This is a genomic window from Streptomyces zhihengii, assembly GCF_016919245.1.
Lineage (GTDB): Bacteria > Actinomycetota > Actinomycetes > Streptomycetales > Streptomycetaceae > Streptomyces > Streptomyces zhihengii.
In genome coordinates this window covers 3,968,507-3,985,868 of the sequence record NZ_JAFEJA010000001.1, presented here as the reverse complement: position 1 = coordinate 3,985,868, position 17,362 = coordinate 3,968,507, and the positions used below count along the sequence as shown (strand labels likewise).

Here is a 17,362-nt window from a genome sequence, read left to right as displayed (position 1 = left end):
CGGCGCCGTGCGGGCGGGCGGAACGCCGAGGCCGTGCGGGGGGTGTGCCGGTGCGTGCCGTGTGAAAGGCAGACGTGGCGGGCCGCTCTGAGTAGGCTCGGATCCCATGGAGCATGAGGCGTTCGTTCCGGTTCCGGCTGAGACCCTTCGACAGGCGCTGCGGGACCCAGCCCGGGTCGCCCGCTGCGTGCCCGGGCTCCAGCAGGACGCCGACGAGGCGGCGGGGCCGCTCTCCGGGAGACTCAAGGTCCGCGTCGGCAGCCACACGATCACCTACCGCGGTGTGCTGCGGGTGGTGGAGCAGGGCCGTGACTTCGTGGTCGACGCGGAGGGCACGGAGGTCCGGGGCAGCGGCTCCGTGAAGATCGGGCTGACGGTCCGCCCCGAGCCCACCGACGGCGGGACGACGCTCACCTTCACCGGCTCGGCAGGTGCGGAGGGCCGCCTGGCCGAACTGGCCGCCGACGCGCGGACCTCGGCGGCCCACCGGCTGCTCGACCGGTTCGCCGAGGCGCTGGCGGCGGTGGCGTTCGAGGAGCCGGCGGCCCCCGCGGCCCCCGCCGCGGAGGCGGCGGATGCCGGTTCCCCGGCACCCGGGCCGGCCGCCGGCGACACACCGGACGGCCAGGAGCAGGCCGACCACGTCGACGACATCGCCGAGGAGCCCGGGGACGGCACCCCCGGGGCTGGCGACGGGGACATCACCGAGAGCCAGGGCCTCGGTTCGGTGTTCGACGTCCCCGTGCCGCCCCCGTCGCTCGGACCGGACGCGGAGGACGCCTTCGACGACGAGTCGGACGGCCCGGCGGCCGACGCCGACGAGGAGGACCTCTCCGCGATCGAGGACCTCCAGGACCTGGACGAACTCGCCGGACTGCCCGGTGAACCGGCCGCGGAGGCGGCCCACGCGCGGCGCACCATGATCGGGCGCAGCGCCGAGGAGGTCGACCACGCCCCGCCGCGCGGCCGTTACGCCCCGACCCCGACCCCGGCGCCCGCGGCCTCGGCCACCGGGGCCGCCCTGCGCTGGCTCGCGCCGGCGGCCGCGCTCGCCATCGCCTCGGCGGTCGTCGTCGGCCGTGCGCTGCGCCGCAGGAACTGAGCCGCGCGGGCGACGGGTTGAGACCACGGGGTCCGGACTCCGCACGGCGGGTCCGGACTCCGGTGCGTCCGGCACGGCGACGCCGCCGCGCGGCCGGCGCGGCTAATGTCGTCCTGTGACCAGCAGCGAAGAAAGCGTCCGGCTCGCCGCCGGAGATGTCGAGTTGACCGTGCATCCGCAGAACGGCTGCCGTATCGCGAGCCTGCGCGTCGGCGGCACCGAGCTGCTGCGGCAGGGGGAGAAGTACGGCGCGTTCCCCATGGTGCCCTGGTGCGGCCGCACCCGGGACGGCCGGTTCCGCAACGGCGACCTCGTGCACCGGCTCCCGCTCAACGCGCCCCCGCACGCCATCCACGGCACCGGCCGGGACACCGCCTGGCGCACCGCGGCGGCGGGGAAGAGCGACGCGGCGTTCACCTACGACCTGGCGGAGCCGTGGCCCTACGCGGGGCGGGTCACCCAGACCTTCACGCTCACCGACGACGCGCTGACCGTCGCCCTGGGCGTGGAGACGGCGGAGACGTCGTTCCCCGCGCAGGCGGGCTGGCACCCGTGGTTCCTGCGCAACATCGGCGGCGAGGACGTGCGGATCGCGTTCACCCCCGAATGGCAGGAGGAGCGCGGCGACGACCACCTCCCCACCGGGCGGCGCATCCCGCCGGAGCCCGGGCCCTGGGACGACTGCTTCGGGATGCCCGCGGGTGTCGACGTCACCCTCACCTGGCCGGAGCAGCTCGAACTGACGGTCGCCAGCCGCACCCCGTGGGTCGTGGTCTACGACGAGCAGGACGAGGCGGTGTGCGTGGAGCCCCAGTCCGGCCCGCCCGACGGCCTCAACACCCACCCGCGGCTGGTCACCCTGGTCGACCCGCTGGAGATCGCGACGACCTGGACCTGGCGGCGGCTCGGCGGGGGCGCCCCGGAAGCCGCCCTCTAAGCTGACGGCTATGACTGACGTTCGTGCTGAGCTGCTCCAGCAGATCAAGGACAAGGCCGTGGTCCACGGCAAGGTGATCCTCTCCTCGGGTATCGAGGCCGACTGGTACATCGACCTGCGCAGGATCACGCTCGACGGCGAGGCCGCCCCGATGGTCGGCCAGGTCATGCTCGACGCCACCGCGGAGCTGGACTACGACTGCGTCGGCGGTCTGACCCTGGGCGCCGACCCGGTCGCGACCTCGATGCTGCACGCCTCCGCCGCGCGCGGGCGGCGGCTCGACGCCTTCGTGGTGCGCAAGGCCGGCAAGGCCCACGGGATGCAGCGCCGCATCGAGGGCACGGACGTGAAGGGCCGCCGCTGCCTGGTCGTGGAGGACGTCTCCACCACCGGCGGCTCCCCGCTCACCGCCGTCGAGGCGGTCCGCGAGGCCGGCGGCGAGGTGGTGGCCGTGGCGGTGATCGTCGAGCGCGGCGCCGCCCCGAAGATCGCCGAGGCGGGTCTCCCGTACGTAAACGCGTACTCGCTGGACGAGCTGGGTCTCGCCTGACCATGGTGTGACCTGCGGTGATACCGAAGGGCGTGCTGTTTCACGTGAAACAGCACGCCCTTCGCGCGCGCGGGCAGAACGGGCATGCTGGACCCCGCGCGGGAGTCTGGAAAGATAGGCCGCGACGATGACGTCGCCCCCAGGTCAGGGCCAGCACCACATACCCGCACATCACAAGGAGCGGACACATGCCCATCGCGACTCCCGAGGTCTACAACGAGATGCTCGACCGGGCGAAGGCAGGCAAGTTCGCCTACCCGGCCATCAACGTGACTTCGTCCCAGACCCTGCATGCGGCACTGCGTGGCTTCGCCGAGGCCGAGAGCGACGGCATCATCCAGATCTCCACCGGTGGTGCCGAGTTCCTGGGTGGCCAGCACAGCAAGGACATGGTCACGGGCGCCGTCGCCCTGGCCGAGTTCGCGCACATCGTCGCCGCCAAGTACGACATCACCGTCGCGCTGCACACGGACCACTGCCCGAAGGACAAGCTGGACGGCTACGTCCGCCCGCTGCTCGACGTCTCCGCCGAGCGCGTGAAGGCCGGCCGCAACCCGCTCTTCCAGTCCCACATGTGGGACGGCTCCGCCGAGACGCTCGCGGACAACCTGGCCATCGGCCAGGAGCTGCTCGCGCAGGCGGCCGCGGCGAAGATCATCCTCGAGGTCGAGATCACCCCGACCGGCGGCGAGGAGGACGGTGTCACCCACGAGATCAACGACGAGCTCTACACCACCGTCGACGACGCCCTGCGCACCGCCGAGGCCCTCGGCCTGGGCGAGAAGGGCCGCTACCTGCTGGCCGCCTCGTTCGGCAACGTGCACGGCGTCTACAAGCCGGGCAACGTGGTCCTCCGTCCCGAGCTGCTGAAGGATCTCCAGCAGGGCGTGGGCGAGAAGTACGGCAAGACGTCCCCGTTCGACTTCGTCTTCCACGGCGGCTCGGGCTCGACGGCGGAGGAGATCACCACCGCCCTGGAGAACGGCGTCGTGAAGATGAACCTCGACACCGACACCCAGTACGCCTTCACGCGTCCCGTGGTGGACCACGTCTTCCGCAACTACGACGGCGTCCTGAAGGTCGACGGCGAGGTCGGCTCCAAGAAGACCTACGACCCGCGTACCTGGGGCAAGCTGGCCGAGGCGGGCATGGCGACCCGTGTCGCCGAGGCCTGTGCCGCCCTGCGTTCCACCGGCACCCGGATCAAGTAACACGCGCGGTACGCCGGGCCCGGCGTCCCCTCGGGGGCGCCGGGCCCGCGTGCTGTCCGTGCTGTCCCCAGGGAGGGTTCCGCCATGGGCTCGGAGACACACCCCGCGGCCGCCGCGCACGCGGACGCCGGAGCGCGCGGGCGCTTCGACTTCGACACCGTCGTCGACCGCCGCGGCACCTGGTGCGTGCAGTGGGACGGCGTCGCCGACCGCTTCGGAGTGGACGGGCTGCTGCCGTTCACCATCTCCGACATGGACGTCATGTCGCCGCCCGTGGTGCTCGACGCGCTGCGGGACCGGGTCGGGCACGGTGTCTTCGGCTACACCGACTGGCGCCAGGAGGACTTCCTCTCCGCGATCCGCGACTGGTTCGCCACCCGCCACGGCACACCGATCGACACCGGCCGGGTCGTCTACGGCCCGTCCGTGCTCAACCAGCTCTCCCAGCTGCTGCGGATGTGGTCCGGCCCGGGGGACGGCATCGTCGTGCACACCCCCACCTACGACGGCTTCACCAAGGCGATCACCGGCCTGCGGCGGGACCTGCGCGGGGCGCCCGTCGGCGACATGGACGCGCTCGGGGCGCAGCTCGCCCGTCCGGACAGCAAGGTCCTGGTGCTGTGCTCGCCCCACAACCCCACCGGACACGTGTGGACCGAGGGCGAACTGCGCCGCATCGCCGGACTCGCGGCGGACCACGGTGTCGCCGTCATCAGCGACGAGATACACGCCGACTTCGTGCACACCGGCCGCCACCTGCCCTGGACCGGCTTCGGTTCCGGCCGCTGGGCGCTGATCACCTCCGCGACCAAGGCCTTCAACTTCCCCGCGCTGAGCGGCTCCTACGGCATCATCGGCGACCCGGACGACCACGCGGAGTTCCTGCGCCGGATGCAGACCGCGGAGGGGCTCGCCTCGCCGGCCGTGCTCTCGCTCACCGCGCACATCGCCGCCTACCGCGAGGGCGCGCCCTGGCTGGACGCACTCGTCGCCCATGTCGCGGGCAACCTGGACATGCTCGCCGGCCGTCTCCGGGCGGCGTTCCCCGGCCTCGGCTGGCGTCCGCCGGAGGCCGGCTACCTCGCCTGGATCGACCTGCGGCCCCTCGGGGTCGGCACCACGATCACCGACGAGGCGCTCCAGCGGGAGCTGATCGAGAACGAGAAGGTCGCGATCATGCCCGGCACGACCTACGGCTCCGCGGGCTTCGTCCGGCTGAACGTGGGCTGCCCCCGTGCCAAGGCCGAACTCGGCGCGGACGCGCTGATCCGCGCGCTCCGCCGCCTGGGGGCGTAGACCTCCGGCGCCTCCCGCCGCGGCCCGCGCACCGACGGGAGCGGCGGGGAATGGCGGGGCGGGCCGTGGGTGGGGATGATCGGCGTATGGACGACGAGCGGCGGCGCGGCCCGGACATCAGGCTGTCGTCCGCGACCGGGCGCTGGATCGTGCTCACCACCGTGCTCGGATCGGGCATGGCGCTGCTCGACTCCACCGTGGTCAACGTGGCGCTGCCGCGCATCGGCGAGGACCTTGACGCCGAGCTCTCCGTCCTCCAGTGGACGGTCAACGCGTACATGCTCACGCTCGCCGGACTGATCCTGCTCGGCGGGGCGCTCGGCGACCGGTACGGGCGCCGGCGGATCTTCGTGCTCGGCGTCGTCTGGTTCGCCGTCGGCTCGCTGCTCTGCGGTGTCGCCCCGAACGGCGAGGTGCTGGTGGCCGCCCGGGCGCTCCAGGGCATCGGGGGCGCGCTCCTGACCCCCGGCTCGCTCGCCCTGATCCAGGCGAGCTTCCATCCCGACGACCGGGCGCGCGCGGTGGGCCTGTGGTCCGGTCTCGGCGGCGTGGGCGCCGCCATCGGGCCCTTCGTCGGCGGCTGGCTGGTCGACGGACCGGGCTGGCGGTGGGTGTTCCTGCTCAACGTCCCGCTCGCCGCGCTCTGCGTGCCCGTCGCCCTGCGCCATGTCCCGGAGTCCCGCGACCCCGGCGCGACCGGCCGCTTCGACGTCCTCGGCGCCGTGCTCGGGGCCGCGGCGCTGGGCCTGGTCACCTACGCCCTCATCGACGGGACGTGGTGGGCGGGACTGGCCGGAGTCGCGGTGGGCGCGGCCTTCGTACTGGTCGAGGCGCGGCGGCCGGATCCGATGCTGCCGCTGTCGCTCTTCCGGCTGCGGCTGTTCACCGCCGTCAACCTGGTCACGCTCTGCGTGTACGCGGCGTTCGGCGGCTTCTTCTTCCTGATCGCGCTCCAGCTCCAGGTGGTCGCCGGGTACTCGGCCCTGGGCGCGGGCACCGCGCTGCTGCCGACGACCCTGCTGATGCTGCTGCTGTCGGCGCGGTCCGGCGAACTCGGCGAGCGCATCGGACCGCGTATCCCGCTGACCGTCGGGCCGCTGCTGTGCGCCGCCGGGATGCTGATGACCCTGCGGGTCGGCGAGGACGCCTCCTACCTGGTGGACGTGCTGCCCGCCCTGGTGGTCCTCGGGTTCGGCATGGTCACCCTGGTCGCGCCGCTGACCGCGACCGTCCTGGCGTCCGTCGACACGGCACGGGCCGGCATCGCGAGCGGCATCAACAACGCCGCCGCCCGCGCCGCCGGCCTGCTCGCGGTGGCGGCGCTGCCGCTGCTGGTGGGCATGGGCCCGGAGGCGTACCGCTCGGCCGAGGAGTTCGGCGACACCTTCCGCAGCGCGATCCCGCTCTGCGCGGGAGTGCTGGTGGCCGGGTCGCTGATCGCGTGGGCGACGGTCCGCCGGCCGGTACCGGCCGGGGAGGAGGCCCGCTGCCATCCCGAGTGCCGGGTCAACTGCGGTGTCAGCGCCCCGCCGCTGGAGCCGGCGGTGGTGCGGGAGCGGTCGCCCGGAGCGGACGGCGGCGCCGCCGACCTGTGACACTGGGGCCATGTCCATCCACGAAAACCTGCTCGGGGGACCGCCCCCGACCCACCTGCCCGACGAGCCCGAGCCGCGCGAGCTGCTCGCGGGCGGCACCGCGCCCGCCGATGTGGCGGCGAAGTACCCGACCAGCTCCCTGGCCTGGGCCCGGCTCGCCGACGACGCCTTCGAGCGCGGCAGCGTCGTCGAGTCCTACGCGTACGCCCGTACCGGCTACCACCGCGGTCTGGACGCGCTGCGCCGCAGCGGCTGGAAGGGCCACGGCCCGGTGCCGTGGGAGCACGAGCCCAACCGCGGCTTCCTGCGCGCCCTGCACGCCCTCGCCCGGGCCGCGCAGGCCATCGGGGAGCAGGGCGAGTACGAGCGCTGCGCGCAGTTCCTGCGCGACTCGTCCGAGACGGCGGCGGACACCCTGGGCTGACCGGGGCACCCCGGCGTCCGCCGCGGGCCCGCACCCCGGCGGGTGCGGGCCCGCGGCCGGGTACGATCGCACAGACAGTCGACATACCTGTGTTCAGCCGGTCTGCGCGGTGTCCTGTGCCGCGCCGGCACCGGCCCCCGCCCGGCCCGCCCGGACACCGGTGTCCGGGGGGAGAGATCTGTCGTGGGCAAGCGCGCCGCCGCGTCCGCACACCGAGGGTGCGGGACCCGCGACGACGGCCGCCGCCGGGCCGGAACCGGCCCCGGGGCCGCCCGCCGCGGACGGCGGCGCACGCCGGCCCGGTTCCTCATGACGGCGGTCCTCGCCGGCGTCCTCTCCACCGCGGGCGGCGCGGCCCTCGCCCACTGGCACTCCACCGCTCCCGGCGCCGCCGCGGCCGGCCCGCCCCGCGAGACGGCGTCCGCGCCCTGGGCCCCGCCCGGCGAGCCCGCCGCCGGGCCGTCGCCCACCCGCTCCCCGTCGCCCCGGGCCGCCGTCCCCCCGCCCCCGAAGCCCTCCGTGAAGCCGACGCCGAAGGCGTCCCCCAGGACCGCTGTGCCGCCGCGGGTCCCGGTGTCGGGGCCCGGCACGTTCACGGCCGCCGACGCCGCGGGGCAGCCGTCCGGCACCGGCACGCTGCGCCGCTACCGGGTCGAGGTGGAGAACGGCATCGACGTCTCCGCGAGCGGGGCCGCCGCCGAGATCCAGGAGATCCTCGCCCACCCGCGCGGCTGGGCGGCGAACGGCCGCGGCCGGTTCCAGCTCGTCGCCTCGGGCGCCGACTTCACCGTCCGGATCGCGACTCCGGACACCGCGGACCGGCTCTGCCGCGCCCAGGGACTCGACACCGGGGGCGAGCTGAACTGCGAGACCACGGACGGCGTCGTGGTCAATCTGCGCCGCTGGCTGCTGGGCTCGCCCACGTTCGCCGGCACCCCCGCCGAGTACCGGCACCTGATCATCAACCACGAGGTCGGCCACGAGATCGGCATCCGCCGGCACCTGGGCTGCCCGGGCCCCGGCAGGCCCGCGCCGGTCATGATGCAGCAGATCAAGGGCCTCGACGGCTGCCGCTCCAACGCCTGGCCCTACGCGGAGGACGGGACGTATCTCACGGGGCCGCCGGCGTGAACATGGTCCTATGATGCGGGTGGGGACCGGGGCCCACCCGCATCAGGAAGGGGCGGACCGCTACCCGGACCGTCGAGGAGACAGCGATGTCACATGACGCCGCCCCGAATCTGGATTTCGCGGGCACCACTCCTTACGAGGACTACGTCCAGGCGGACGTGCTCACCCATTTGCAGCACCCCCTGTCGGACGACCCCGGCGAGATGGTCTTCCTCGTCACCACCCAGGTGATGGAGCTGTGGTTCACCGTCGTCGTGCACGAGTGGGAGACCGCCGCGCACGCGCTGCGCCAGGACGACATCCCGGTCGCGATGGACGCGCTCAAGCGGTCCGCGCGCGAGCTGGAGGCGCTCAACGCCTCCTGGCGGCCGCTCGCCAACCTCACCCCCGCCCAGTTCAACTCCTACCGCAGCGCCCTCGGCGAGGGCAGCGGCTTCCAGTCGGCGATGTACCGGCGCATGGAGTTCCTGCTCGGTGAGAAGTCGGCGTCCATGCTGGTGCCCCACCGCGGCGCCCCCCGGGTGCACGCGGAGCTGGAGAAGGCGCTCCACGAGCCGAGCCTCTACGACGAGGTGCTGCGGCTGCTCGCCCGCCGCGGGTACGCCGTACCGGCCGAGGTGCTGGAGCGGGACCTGTCCCAGAAGTACGAGCCGTCGGAGCAGGTCGAGCGGGCCTGGGCCGAGCTCTACGGGGCCGAGGAGCAGGACACCGAGCTGATGCGGCTCGCCGAGGCGCTGACCGACGTCGGCGAACTCGTCTGGCGATGGCGCAACGACCATCTGGTCGCGACCCGGCGGGCGATGGGCTCCAAGGTCGGCACCGGTGGCTCCGCGGGTGTCTCCTGGCTGGAGAAGCGCGCCCGCAAGAACGTCTTCCCCGAGCTGTGGACGGCGCGCAGCCATGTCTGAGTCCCTGGCCGCCAAGGCCGCGGCGCTGGACGCCGCAGACGAACTGGCCGGTGCGCGAGGGCTCTTCGCGCTGGACGACGCCGTCTACCTCGACGGCAACTCGCTGGGCGCGCTGCCCGCGCACGTGCCCGACCGGATCGCGGACGTGGTCAGGCGCCAGTGGGGGCAGCTGCGGATCCGCTCCTGGACCGAGGGCGACTGGTGGACGGCGCCGGAGCGCATCGGCGACCGCATCGCGCCGCTGGTCGGCGCGGCACCCGGCCAGATCGTGGTCGGCGACTCCACCAGCGTCAACGTCTTCAAGGCGGTCGTCGGCGCGGTGCGGCTGACCGCGGACCCGGCGCGCACCGATGTGCTGGTGGACGCCACGACGTTCCCCACGGACGGCTACATCGCCGAGTCGGCGGCCCGGATGACGGGCCGCCGGATCGTGCCGGTGGCCCCCGGAGAGCTGGCCGGCGCCCTCGGCCCGGCGACCGCCGCGGTCCTGCTCAACCACGTCGACTACCGCTCCGGGCGGCTGCACGACCTCCCGTCGCTCACGGCCGCCGTCCACGAGGCGGGCGCGCTCGCCGTCTGGGACCTCTGCCACAGCGCGGGCGCCCTGCCCGTCGGCCTCGACGCCCACGGCGTGGACCTCGCGGTCGGCTGCACGTACAAGTACCTCAACGGCGGCCCGGGCGCGCCCGCCTACCTGTACGTGGCACACCGTCACCAGGCCGCGTTCGACACCCCGCTGCCCGGCTGGACCTCGCACCGGGACCCGTTCGCCATGACCCCCGGGTACGCGGCGGCCGACGGCGCGGTCCGCGGCCGGGTGGGCACGCCCGACATCCTGTCGATGCTGGCCCTGGAGGCGGCGCTCGACGTGTGGGACGGCGTCTCGGTCGACACCGTCCGCGCGAAGAGCCTGGCCCTGACGGACTTCTTCCTGGAGTGCGTCGCGGCGTACGTCCCCGCGGGCGCGGTCACCTCGCTGACCCCGGCAGCCCACGCGGAACGCGGCAGCCAGGTCGCCCTGAGCTGCGCGGACGCGCCGCGGGTGATGGACGAGCTCATCGCCCGGGGCGTCATCGGCGATCTGCGCCGCCCCGACGTGCTGCGCTTCGGCTTCACCCCGCTGTACGTCGGGTTCGCGGACGCGGAGCGGGCGGCACGCGTGCTGGGCGAGGTGCTGTCGGAGGTACGGGCCGAGATGCCGGCCGAGGTGGCGGCCGAGCGGCCCTAGGTGTTCTGTCCAGGGAGGTTGTGGACGGGTGATGCAGGTCTCGGCTGAGGCGGGTTGAACGGGTGAGGGCCTTCCGGGTTCGGTGTGGATTGCGACGTCTGCACCGACCAGAAAGGCCCTCGTGCCCCACCGTAATGCACCCCTGACCGAGACCGGACGCCTTCGCCTGGCCCGCTGCGTGGTCGAGGACGGCTGGCCTCTTCGCCGGGCCGCGGAACGCTTCCAGGTCTCACCGACCACCGCCCAGCGGTGGGCCGAGCGCTACCGGACGCTCGGCGACGCCGGCATGACCGACCGTTCGTCCCGCCCCCGCCACAGCCCGCGCCGGACACCGACCCGCACCGAACGCCGGATCATCAAAGTCCGCCTCCTTCGCCGCTGGGGACCGGCCCGCATCGCCCACCTGCTGGACCTCGTGCCCTCGACCGTGCACCGGGTCCTGACCCGGTTCGGGCTGGCCCGGCTGACTCATCTGGACCGCGCCACCGGCCGCGTCATACGCCGCTACGAACGCGAACGGCCCGGCGAACTCGTCCACGTGGACATCAAGAAGCTCGGCAACATCCCCGACGGCGGCGGCCACAAGGTCCTCGGCCGCCAGGCCGGCCGCAGAACCCGCAAGAACGCCGGCTACAGCTACCTCCACACCGCCGTCGACGACCACTCCCGCCTCGCCTACAGCGAGATCCACCCCGACGAGCGCAAAGAGACCGCGACCGCCTTCTGGACACGAGCCGAGAAGTTCTTCGCCGGTGCAGGGATCACCGTCGAACGTGTCCTGACGGACAACGGCTCCTGCTATCGCTCCCGTGACTGGCGCGACGCACTCGCGGCGGCCGGGATCACCCACAAGCGAACCCGGCCCTACCGACCCCAGACCAACGGCAAAGTCGAACGCTTCAACCGCACCCTGCTGGACGAGTGGGCCTACGCCCGCCCCTACCGGTCAGAGCAGGCACGACGCGACGCGTTCCCGGACTGGCTGCACTTCTACAATCACCACCGCGGACACACCGCACTCGCAGGCAACCCACCCGCCAGCCGCGTCCCCAACCTCACAGGGCAATACACCTAGGCCGTGTCTGACAAATCCCGCCTGGCGCGCGACGCCCGGCACGCACTCCCCCAGCTACCGCTGGGAGGTACCCCCATGCCGCGTTGTCGGAGTCATCCGAGTACGCCCAGTACGAGGATGATCCTCCGCCTTGCGATTGCACGCACCGGACGCCGCGCGCCCCGCCCTGCGGGCGGACGGCGCCATTTGTCAGACAAGGCCTAGTAGTGCTTGGTCATGTGCGATTTGCCATGGCGTGTCTTCTTGATCGGCCGTGTCGTTGACTGGATGTGCTGAGCGAGGAGTTGGCCGCGGTTCGGTGTGATCTGGAGGACTTCGCGGCGGAGATGTTCGAGCCGTTCGCGCGGGCGGATCAGCGCCGGTGGGGCGGCGTCTATCTGCGGGGGCTGCTGCTGGACGGCGGCCGCAAGTCGGTGGAGCCGATGGCCGCCCGCCTTGGCGAGGAAGGTAACCGGCAGGCCCTGGCCCACTTCGTGACCTCCAGCCCATGGGATGCGGCGCATGTGCGGGCCCGGCTGGCCTGGCGCATACAGCCGGTCATCAAGCCCATCGCGCTGGTCATCGATGACACCGGATTCCTCAAGGACGGGGACGCGTCGGCGTGCGTGACCCGGCAGTACACCGGCACTGCGGGCAAGGTCACCAACTGCCAGGCCGGTGTCTCGCTCCACCTGGCTTCCAACAGCGCCTCCGCGGCGGTGAACTGGCGTCTGTTCCTGCCAGGGAGCTGGGATCCCGCCTCACCGACAGCCGATCCGGCCAAGGTCGCCCGCCGTAACAAGTGCGCCATCCCTGCCCAGGTGGGCCATGTCGAGAAGTGGCAGCTGGCCCTCGACATGATCGATGAGACTCGATCCTGGGGCATCGAAGTGCCCCAGGTCATCGCCGACGGCGGCTACGGGGACACCGCCGCCTTCCGGCTCGGCCTTGAGACACGCGGACTCGACTACGTGGTGGGCATCTCGACCACAACCACCGCACACCCCGAGGACGCACAGCCTACGACCCCGGCCTACCTCGGCAGGGGCCGGCGGCCGGTCCCTGCATACCCCGAGTCGGCACAGCGAGTGAAAGACCTGGTCATCGCGGCCGGCAAATCCTCTGCACGGCCGGTGCAGTGGAGGGAAGGATCACGGCCGGGCAGTGGCCGCAGCGGATTCAAGCGCATGTACTCGCGCTTCGTGGCCCTGCGGATCCGGCCCGCCGGACGTGAGATCCGCAAGGCCGCGACCACCGCCGAGCTTCCGGTCCGCTGGCTGCTGGCCGAATGGCCCGCCGACCAGGACGAGCCCGTGCAGTTCTGGCTCTCCAACTTGCCCGAGACCACCCCGCTGCCCGTCCTCGTGCGCACGGCGAAACTCCGCTGGCGCATCGAGAACGACTACCGCGAGATGAAACAAGCCCTCGGCCTGGCCCACTTCGAAGGCCGGACCTGGCCAGGCTGGCACCACCACGTCACCCTTGTCTCAGTAGCCCACGCCTTCTGCACCCTCCAGCGACTGAGCCGATCCCCAAAAGAGACGGCGCCGGCCTGAGCCTCTACCGAGTCGTCCGCGAGCTGCAGATACTCCTCGCGACCTGGACCGGCGCCTGCCCCACCTGTCACCGCGACATACCGGACCCTGCACCAACATGACCAAGCCCTACTAGGCATCCGCGGGCGTCCGGCCCGGGCGGGGCAGCCACCCGCCCGGGCCGGACGAGCCGCTTCCGGCGCGCCCCCGGGGCGCGCCGGATCCCGCCGCCGCGCTGTGCGGCGGCCGGGCCCGGGGCTGATAACGTCCGGCTGCTGTTCATGGTCGAATTCGCGCATCCCGCGGGACTGTTGGAGCACCACATGCCGGACCCCGTCGCCCGAGACGCCGCCGAGGAAGAGTCGGCGTTCTCGCACCCTGCCGTCGAACCGGACGCCACGCTGCCGTACGGCGACCACCCCGATCAGGTCGTCGACTTCTACGCACCCCACGGCGGCCGGGCCAGCGCGCCGCTCGTCGTGCTGCTGCACGGGGGCGCCTGGCGGGCGCCCTACGACCGGCGGCACGTCACCCCGTTCGCCGACTTCCTCGCCCGCCGGGGCCTCGCCGTCGCCTGCGTCGAGTACCGGCGCGGCCGGGAGATCCCGCAGCAGCGCGGGACCGGCCCGGTCGCCGGGCGGTGGCCCGACACCTTCGACGACGTCGCGACGGTGATGGACGCCCTGCCCGAGCTGGCGGCGAAGGCCCTCCCGCAGGCGGACCCCCGCCGGACGGTCGTCACCGGCCACTCCGCCGGCGGGCAGCTCGCCCTGTGGGCGGCGGCCCGCCATGTGCTGCCCGCCGGCTCCCCGTGGCGGCTGCCGGCGGCCCCCGCGCTGCGCGGCGTCGTCGCCCTCGCCCCGATCGCGGACTTCGGCACCGCCGTCGGGCTCGACGTGTGCGGCGGCGCGGTCGGCCAGCTGCTGGGCCCCGCCGACGCGTACGAGGAGCGGGCCGCGCACACCGATCCGGCCGCCCTGCTGCCGACCGGGATCGCCACCGTCGTCGTGCAGGGACGGTGCGACACCGTCGTGCCGCAGGCGGTCGGCGAGGCCTTCGTCGACGCCGCGGCCCGGGCCGGCGAGACCGTCGGGCTGACGCTGCTGGAGGAGGTCGGCCACTTCCCGCTGATCGACCCGGCCGCCGACGCCTGCGCCGTCGTCGCCGAGGAGATCGCCCAACTGGCCTGGTAGGAAAGGCGCGGCGCCCACCGGATCGCGGACACGAACTGACCGCAAGCCTTCCTACGGTGGGCCCCATGACACAGAGCGAACACCCCTCCACCGTCCTCGTCACCGGAGCGACCGGCACCGTCGGCCGCCAGGTGGTGGCCGAACTCCTCGACCGCGGACACACGGTCCGCGCGCTGACCCGCGACCCGGCGACGGCCCGATTCCCGGACGGTGTCGAGGTCGTCGGCGGCGACCTCACCGAACCGGAGACCCTGGAGTCCGCGCTGGACGGCGTCGCCGGACTCCACCTGATCACCTTCGGCGGCGCCGCCTTCTCCCCGCTGGAGACCGGCCCCCGGGTCCTCGCGCTGGCCCGGGCCGCCGGGGTGCGCCGGGTGACCGTGCTCAACGGCGGCGGGGCCACGCCCATGGAGGACGCGGTCCGGGCCGGCGACATCCCCTGGACGGTGCTGATGCCCGTCGAGTTCATGGGCAACACCCACGAGTGGGCGGACGGCGTCCGCACCGCCGACGAGGTACGGGCACCGTTCGCCGGCCGGCTGAGCGCTCTCGTCCACGAGGGGGACATCGGCGCGGTCGCGGCGGTGGCGCTCACCGAGGACGGTCACGAGGGGCAGGCGTACGTCATCACCGGGCCGCAGGTGCTGACGCTGCGGGAGCGGGTCCGGGTGCTCGCCGACGCCCGGGGCCGGGACATCCGGCTGGTGGAGCTGAGCGAGGCCGAGGCACTGGAGGAGTGGACGGCGGCGGGGGCCGACGAGGCCACGATCGCGTTCCTGCTGGACGTGTACAAGAACACCCCGCTGGTCGGCCGCACCGTCTCCGGCACCGTGGAGAAGGTCACCGGCCGCCCGGCGCGGAGCTTCGACGCCTGGGCGCGCGAGCACGCGGACGCGTTCCGCGCGTAGCGCGGCGGGGGCGCGGGCGGGTGCCGGCCTCCGGCACGGCGGGCCGCGCGCGCCCGGGCGCGGGTTCGGGGCGGTCGCGGCCCGGCAGCGGGGCACCTGCCCAGCGCGTGCCCCGCTGCCCGTCGCGGGCCGCCGCGGGACCCGGCCACCGGGGAGCCGCGGCGGCCCGGCCCCACCCCCCGCCCCACCTGGTAGTACTCAAGGCGGATGCCCAAGGATCCGCAGCGAAGGTGACGACCCCGCCCGCGGGGCCGCTTACCTTCGATACGTGACCGAGAAGACTCGCAGCCCCGAGTACCGCCTGGCCCAGGGCGCGCTCAGCGGCCTCCGCCAGGACCTGTTCCACGACGCGTTCGCGTACCGCCCGCTGCCGCCGCTCGCCGCCGACAGCACGCTGGTGCGCAGGCTGCCCGGCGAGCGGATACGCCGGCGTGCGGTGTGGCTGCCGCACGCCACGGTGCTGTTCCTCGCCTTCTGCTCGCTGTTCCTCGCGTCCGCCTCGGACGGCGGCGACTTCGACGCGCTGCTCCTCGGCCTCGTGCCCGCCGGCACCGTCGCGATGACCCTGATCAGGCCCGTCGGCGCGTTCTGGTTCTCGCTCCTCAGCACGCCCTTCGTGGCCGTGCTGAGCGGGGCCTGGGGCGAGTGGCCCTGGTCGCCGGGCGGCTTCCTGGCCCATCTGACGGTGATGACCGTGGTCGCGCTGCGCACCCGGCCCCGCACCGCGGCCTGGATGTGGGCGCTGACCGCCGTGTACTCGATGTTCGTGAGCACCTTCCTCAGCCGCGGCTACGGCACCAACGCGCCCGCGATGCTCTTCCTGTCCGCCGTCGCCCTGCTGATCGTCGGCATGATCCTCATCCGCAGGGACGCCCGGCAGGAGGTCGAGGCCCAGCAGACGGTGACCGAGACCGAGCGCGGACGCCGCACGCTGCTGGAGGAGCGCACCACCATCGCCCGCGAGCTGCACGACGTCGTGGCCCACCACATGTCGGTCGTCGCGATCCAGGCCGAGGCGGCGCCCTACCGGGTCGAGAACCCGCCGGAGGAGCTGGAGAAGGCCTTCGCCACCATCCGCGAGAACGCGGTCGCGGCGCTGACCGAGCTGCGCCGCATCCTCGGCGTCGTGCGGGCCGAGGACTACCAGGCGCCGGACGCCCCCCAGCCGATGCTCACCGACCTCGACAACCTGCTCGCCAACGTCCGCGACGCCGGGCTGGACACCGAGAAGGCCGTCACCGGCGCGGTGCGCGAGCTACCCCAGGGCGTGGAGCTGTCGGCCTACCGGATCATCCAGGAGGCGCTGAGCAACGCGCTGCGCCACGCGCCCGGCTCGACGGCGCGGGTCGAGGTCTCCTACGTGCTCGGCGGCATCGGCCTGCGCGTCGTCAACACCGCGCCCCGTGGGACGGTGAAGCCGTCGCCCGGCGCCGGCCACGGCATCACCGGCATGCGCGAGCGGGTGACCATGCTGAACGGTGTGATGACCGCCGAGCCGACCGCCGAGGGAGGGTACGAGGTGACCGCCTTCATCCCCGTCGCCCCGGCCTCCGTCACCGAGGAGACCTCATGACGATCCGCGTCCTCATCGTCGACGACCAGGCCATGGTCCGCGAGGGCTTCTCGGTGCTGCTGAACGCGATGCCCGACATCGAGGTGGTCGGCGAGGCGGTGAACGGCCGCGAGGCCGTCTCCCGGGTCGCCGAGCTGGCGCCCGACGTCGTCCTGATGGACATCCGCATGCCGGAGCTGAACGGCATCGACGCCACCCGCGAGATCGTCGCCGCCGGCACCGGCGCGAAGGTGCTGGTGCTCACCACCTTCGACCTGGACGAGTACGTCTACCAGGCGCTGCGCGCCGGGGCCTCGGGCTTCCTGCTGAAGGACGCCTCGGCACGGCAGCTCGCCGAGGGCGTGCGGGTCGTCGCGGCCGGCGAGGCGCTGCTGGCGCCGACGGTCACCCGCCGGCTGATCACCGAGTTCTCCAAGCTCGCCGAGGCGCCGCGGCCCGCCGCGATGACCCAGGTCGGGGACCTGACCGAACGCGAGACGGAGGTCCTGGTGCTGATCGCGCAGGGACTGTCGAACGCGGAGATCGCCTCCCATCTCGTGGTCGCCGAGTCCACGATCAAGACGCATGTGAGCCGGGTCCTGGTGAAGCTCGGGCTGCGCGACCGCACCCAGGCGGCGGTCTTCGCGTACGAGGCGCGGCTGGTCACCCCGTCGTAGGCGGCGGGGCGTGCTCGTCCCGGGCGGGAGGGCGCCGTCGCCGGGGGCGGGGATGGCGTCC

The 17,362-nt window shown here is 73.4% G+C and carries 16 protein-coding genes; all 16 read left to right on the top strand.

Annotated features, from left to right (window positions below):
- Positions 1-106 precede the first annotated feature (106 nt).
- A complete protein-coding gene (locus JE024_RS16660) occupies positions 107-1,102 on the top strand; it encodes an SRPBCC domain-containing protein (protein ID WP_205374345.1) in 996 nt (331 codons plus the stop codon).
- Positions 1,103-1,217: 115 nt separating this feature from the next.
- Positions 1,218-2,039, top strand: coding sequence for an aldose epimerase family protein (locus JE024_RS16655; protein WP_205374344.1), 822 nt, complete (start codon positions 1,218-1,220; stop codon positions 2,037-2,039).
- Positions 2,040-2,049: 10 nt separating this feature from the next.
- Positions 2,050-2,589 (top strand): orotate phosphoribosyltransferase, encoded by a 540-nt coding sequence (gene pyrE / locus JE024_RS16650; RefSeq protein ID WP_205374343.1) that lies wholly within the window; start codon positions 2,050-2,052, stop codon positions 2,587-2,589.
- A 188-nt stretch (positions 2,590-2,777) separates the two neighbouring features.
- On the top strand, positions 2,778-3,800 hold the full coding sequence (fbaA, locus tag JE024_RS16645; protein WP_187741497.1) for a class II fructose-bisphosphate aldolase: 1,023 nt from the start codon (positions 2,778-2,780) through the stop codon (positions 3,798-3,800).
- 84 nt (positions 3,801-3,884) lie between these two features.
- Positions 3,885-5,096: a MalY/PatB family protein gene (locus JE024_RS16640; protein WP_205374342.1), complete on the top strand. Its 1,212-nt coding sequence runs from the start codon at positions 3,885-3,887 to the stop codon at positions 5,094-5,096.
- Between the two features lie 86 nt (positions 5,097-5,182).
- A complete protein-coding gene (locus JE024_RS16635) occupies positions 5,183-6,691 on the top strand; it encodes an MFS transporter (RefSeq protein ID WP_205374341.1) in 1,509 nt (502 codons plus the stop codon).
- A gap of 10 nt (positions 6,692-6,701) precedes the next feature.
- Positions 6,702-7,115: a DUF3151 domain-containing protein gene (locus tag JE024_RS16630; RefSeq protein WP_205374340.1), complete on the top strand. Its 414-nt coding sequence runs from the start codon at positions 6,702-6,704 to the stop codon at positions 7,113-7,115.
- 183 nt (positions 7,116-7,298) lie between these two features.
- A complete protein-coding gene (locus JE024_RS16625; RefSeq protein WP_244882906.1) occupies positions 7,299-8,246 on the top strand; it encodes a DUF3152 domain-containing protein in 948 nt (315 codons plus the stop codon).
- A gap of 86 nt (positions 8,247-8,332) precedes the next feature.
- The gene (gene kynA, locus JE024_RS16620; RefSeq protein ID WP_205374339.1) at positions 8,333-9,154 is read left to right on the top strand and encodes a tryptophan 2,3-dioxygenase; all 822 of its coding nucleotides are present in this window, start codon (positions 8,333-8,335) and stop codon (positions 9,152-9,154) included.
- The gene (gene kynU / locus JE024_RS16615) at positions 9,147-10,382 is read left to right on the top strand and encodes a kynureninase (protein WP_205374338.1); all 1,236 of its coding nucleotides are present in this window, start codon (positions 9,147-9,149) and stop codon (positions 10,380-10,382) included. The genes kynA and kynU overlap by 8 nt, the downstream gene beginning before the upstream one ends.
- A 121-nt stretch (positions 10,383-10,503) precedes the next feature.
- Positions 10,504-11,457: an IS481 family transposase gene (locus tag JE024_RS16610; RefSeq protein ID WP_205374337.1), complete on the top strand. Its 954-nt coding sequence runs from the start codon at positions 10,504-10,506 to the stop codon at positions 11,455-11,457.
- A 269-nt stretch (positions 11,458-11,726) separates the two neighbouring features.
- On the top strand, positions 11,727-12,992 hold the full coding sequence (locus JE024_RS16605) for an IS701 family transposase (protein ID WP_205374336.1): 1,266 nt from the start codon (positions 11,727-11,729) through the stop codon (positions 12,990-12,992).
- Between the two features lie 302 nt (positions 12,993-13,294).
- Positions 13,295-14,164: an alpha/beta hydrolase family protein gene (locus tag JE024_RS16600; protein WP_205374335.1), complete on the top strand. Its 870-nt coding sequence runs from the start codon at positions 13,295-13,297 to the stop codon at positions 14,162-14,164.
- A gap of 65 nt (positions 14,165-14,229) precedes the next feature.
- Complete coding sequence (locus tag JE024_RS16595; protein WP_205374334.1) at positions 14,230-15,072, top strand: NAD(P)H-binding protein; 843 nt, start codon at positions 14,230-14,232, stop codon at positions 15,070-15,072.
- A gap of 268 nt (positions 15,073-15,340) precedes the next feature.
- Positions 15,341-16,645, top strand: a complete 1,305-nt coding sequence (locus tag JE024_RS16590; RefSeq protein ID WP_205374333.1) for a sensor histidine kinase — start codon at positions 15,341-15,343, stop codon at positions 16,643-16,645.
- A complete protein-coding gene (locus JE024_RS16585; RefSeq protein ID WP_205374332.1) occupies positions 16,642-17,301 on the top strand; it encodes a response regulator in 660 nt (219 codons plus the stop codon). Before JE024_RS16590 ends, JE024_RS16585 begins: the two co-directional genes overlap by 4 nt.
- Positions 17,302-17,362 lie beyond the last annotated feature (61 nt).

What these genes read in the sequence shown, in the direction of transcription:
- JE024_RS16630 (WP_205374340.1), top strand. Translation starts at nt 6,702, where the DNA reads ATGTCCATCCACGAAAACCTGCTCGGGGGACCGCCCCCGACCCACCTG.
- JE024_RS16660 (WP_205374345.1), top strand. Translation starts at nt 107, where the DNA reads ATGGAGCATGAGGCGTTCGTTCCGGTTCCGGCTGAGACCCTTCGACAG.
- kynU (WP_205374338.1), top strand. Translation starts at nt 9,147, where the DNA reads ATGTCTGAGTCCCTGGCCGCCAAGGCCGCGGCGCTGGACGCCGCAGAC.
- JE024_RS16595 (WP_205374334.1), top strand. Translation starts at nt 14,230, where the DNA reads ATGACACAGAGCGAACACCCCTCCACCGTCCTCGTCACCGGAGCGACC.
- JE024_RS16635 (WP_205374341.1), top strand. Translation starts at nt 5,183, where the DNA reads ATGGACGACGAGCGGCGGCGCGGCCCGGACATCAGGCTGTCGTCCGCG.
- kynA (WP_205374339.1), top strand. Translation starts at nt 8,333, where the DNA reads ATGTCACATGACGCCGCCCCGAATCTGGATTTCGCGGGCACCACTCCT.
- pyrE (WP_205374343.1), top strand. Translation starts at nt 2,050, where the DNA reads ATGACTGACGTTCGTGCTGAGCTGCTCCAGCAGATCAAGGACAAGGCC.
- JE024_RS16640 (WP_205374342.1), top strand. Translation starts at nt 3,885, where the DNA reads ATGGGCTCGGAGACACACCCCGCGGCCGCCGCGCACGCGGACGCCGGA.
- JE024_RS16585 (WP_205374332.1), top strand. Translation starts at nt 16,642, where the DNA reads ATGACGATCCGCGTCCTCATCGTCGACGACCAGGCCATGGTCCGCGAG.
- fbaA (WP_187741497.1), top strand. Translation starts at nt 2,778, where the DNA reads ATGCCCATCGCGACTCCCGAGGTCTACAACGAGATGCTCGACCGGGCG.
- JE024_RS16600 (WP_205374335.1), top strand. Translation starts at nt 13,295, where the DNA reads ATGCCGGACCCCGTCGCCCGAGACGCCGCCGAGGAAGAGTCGGCGTTC.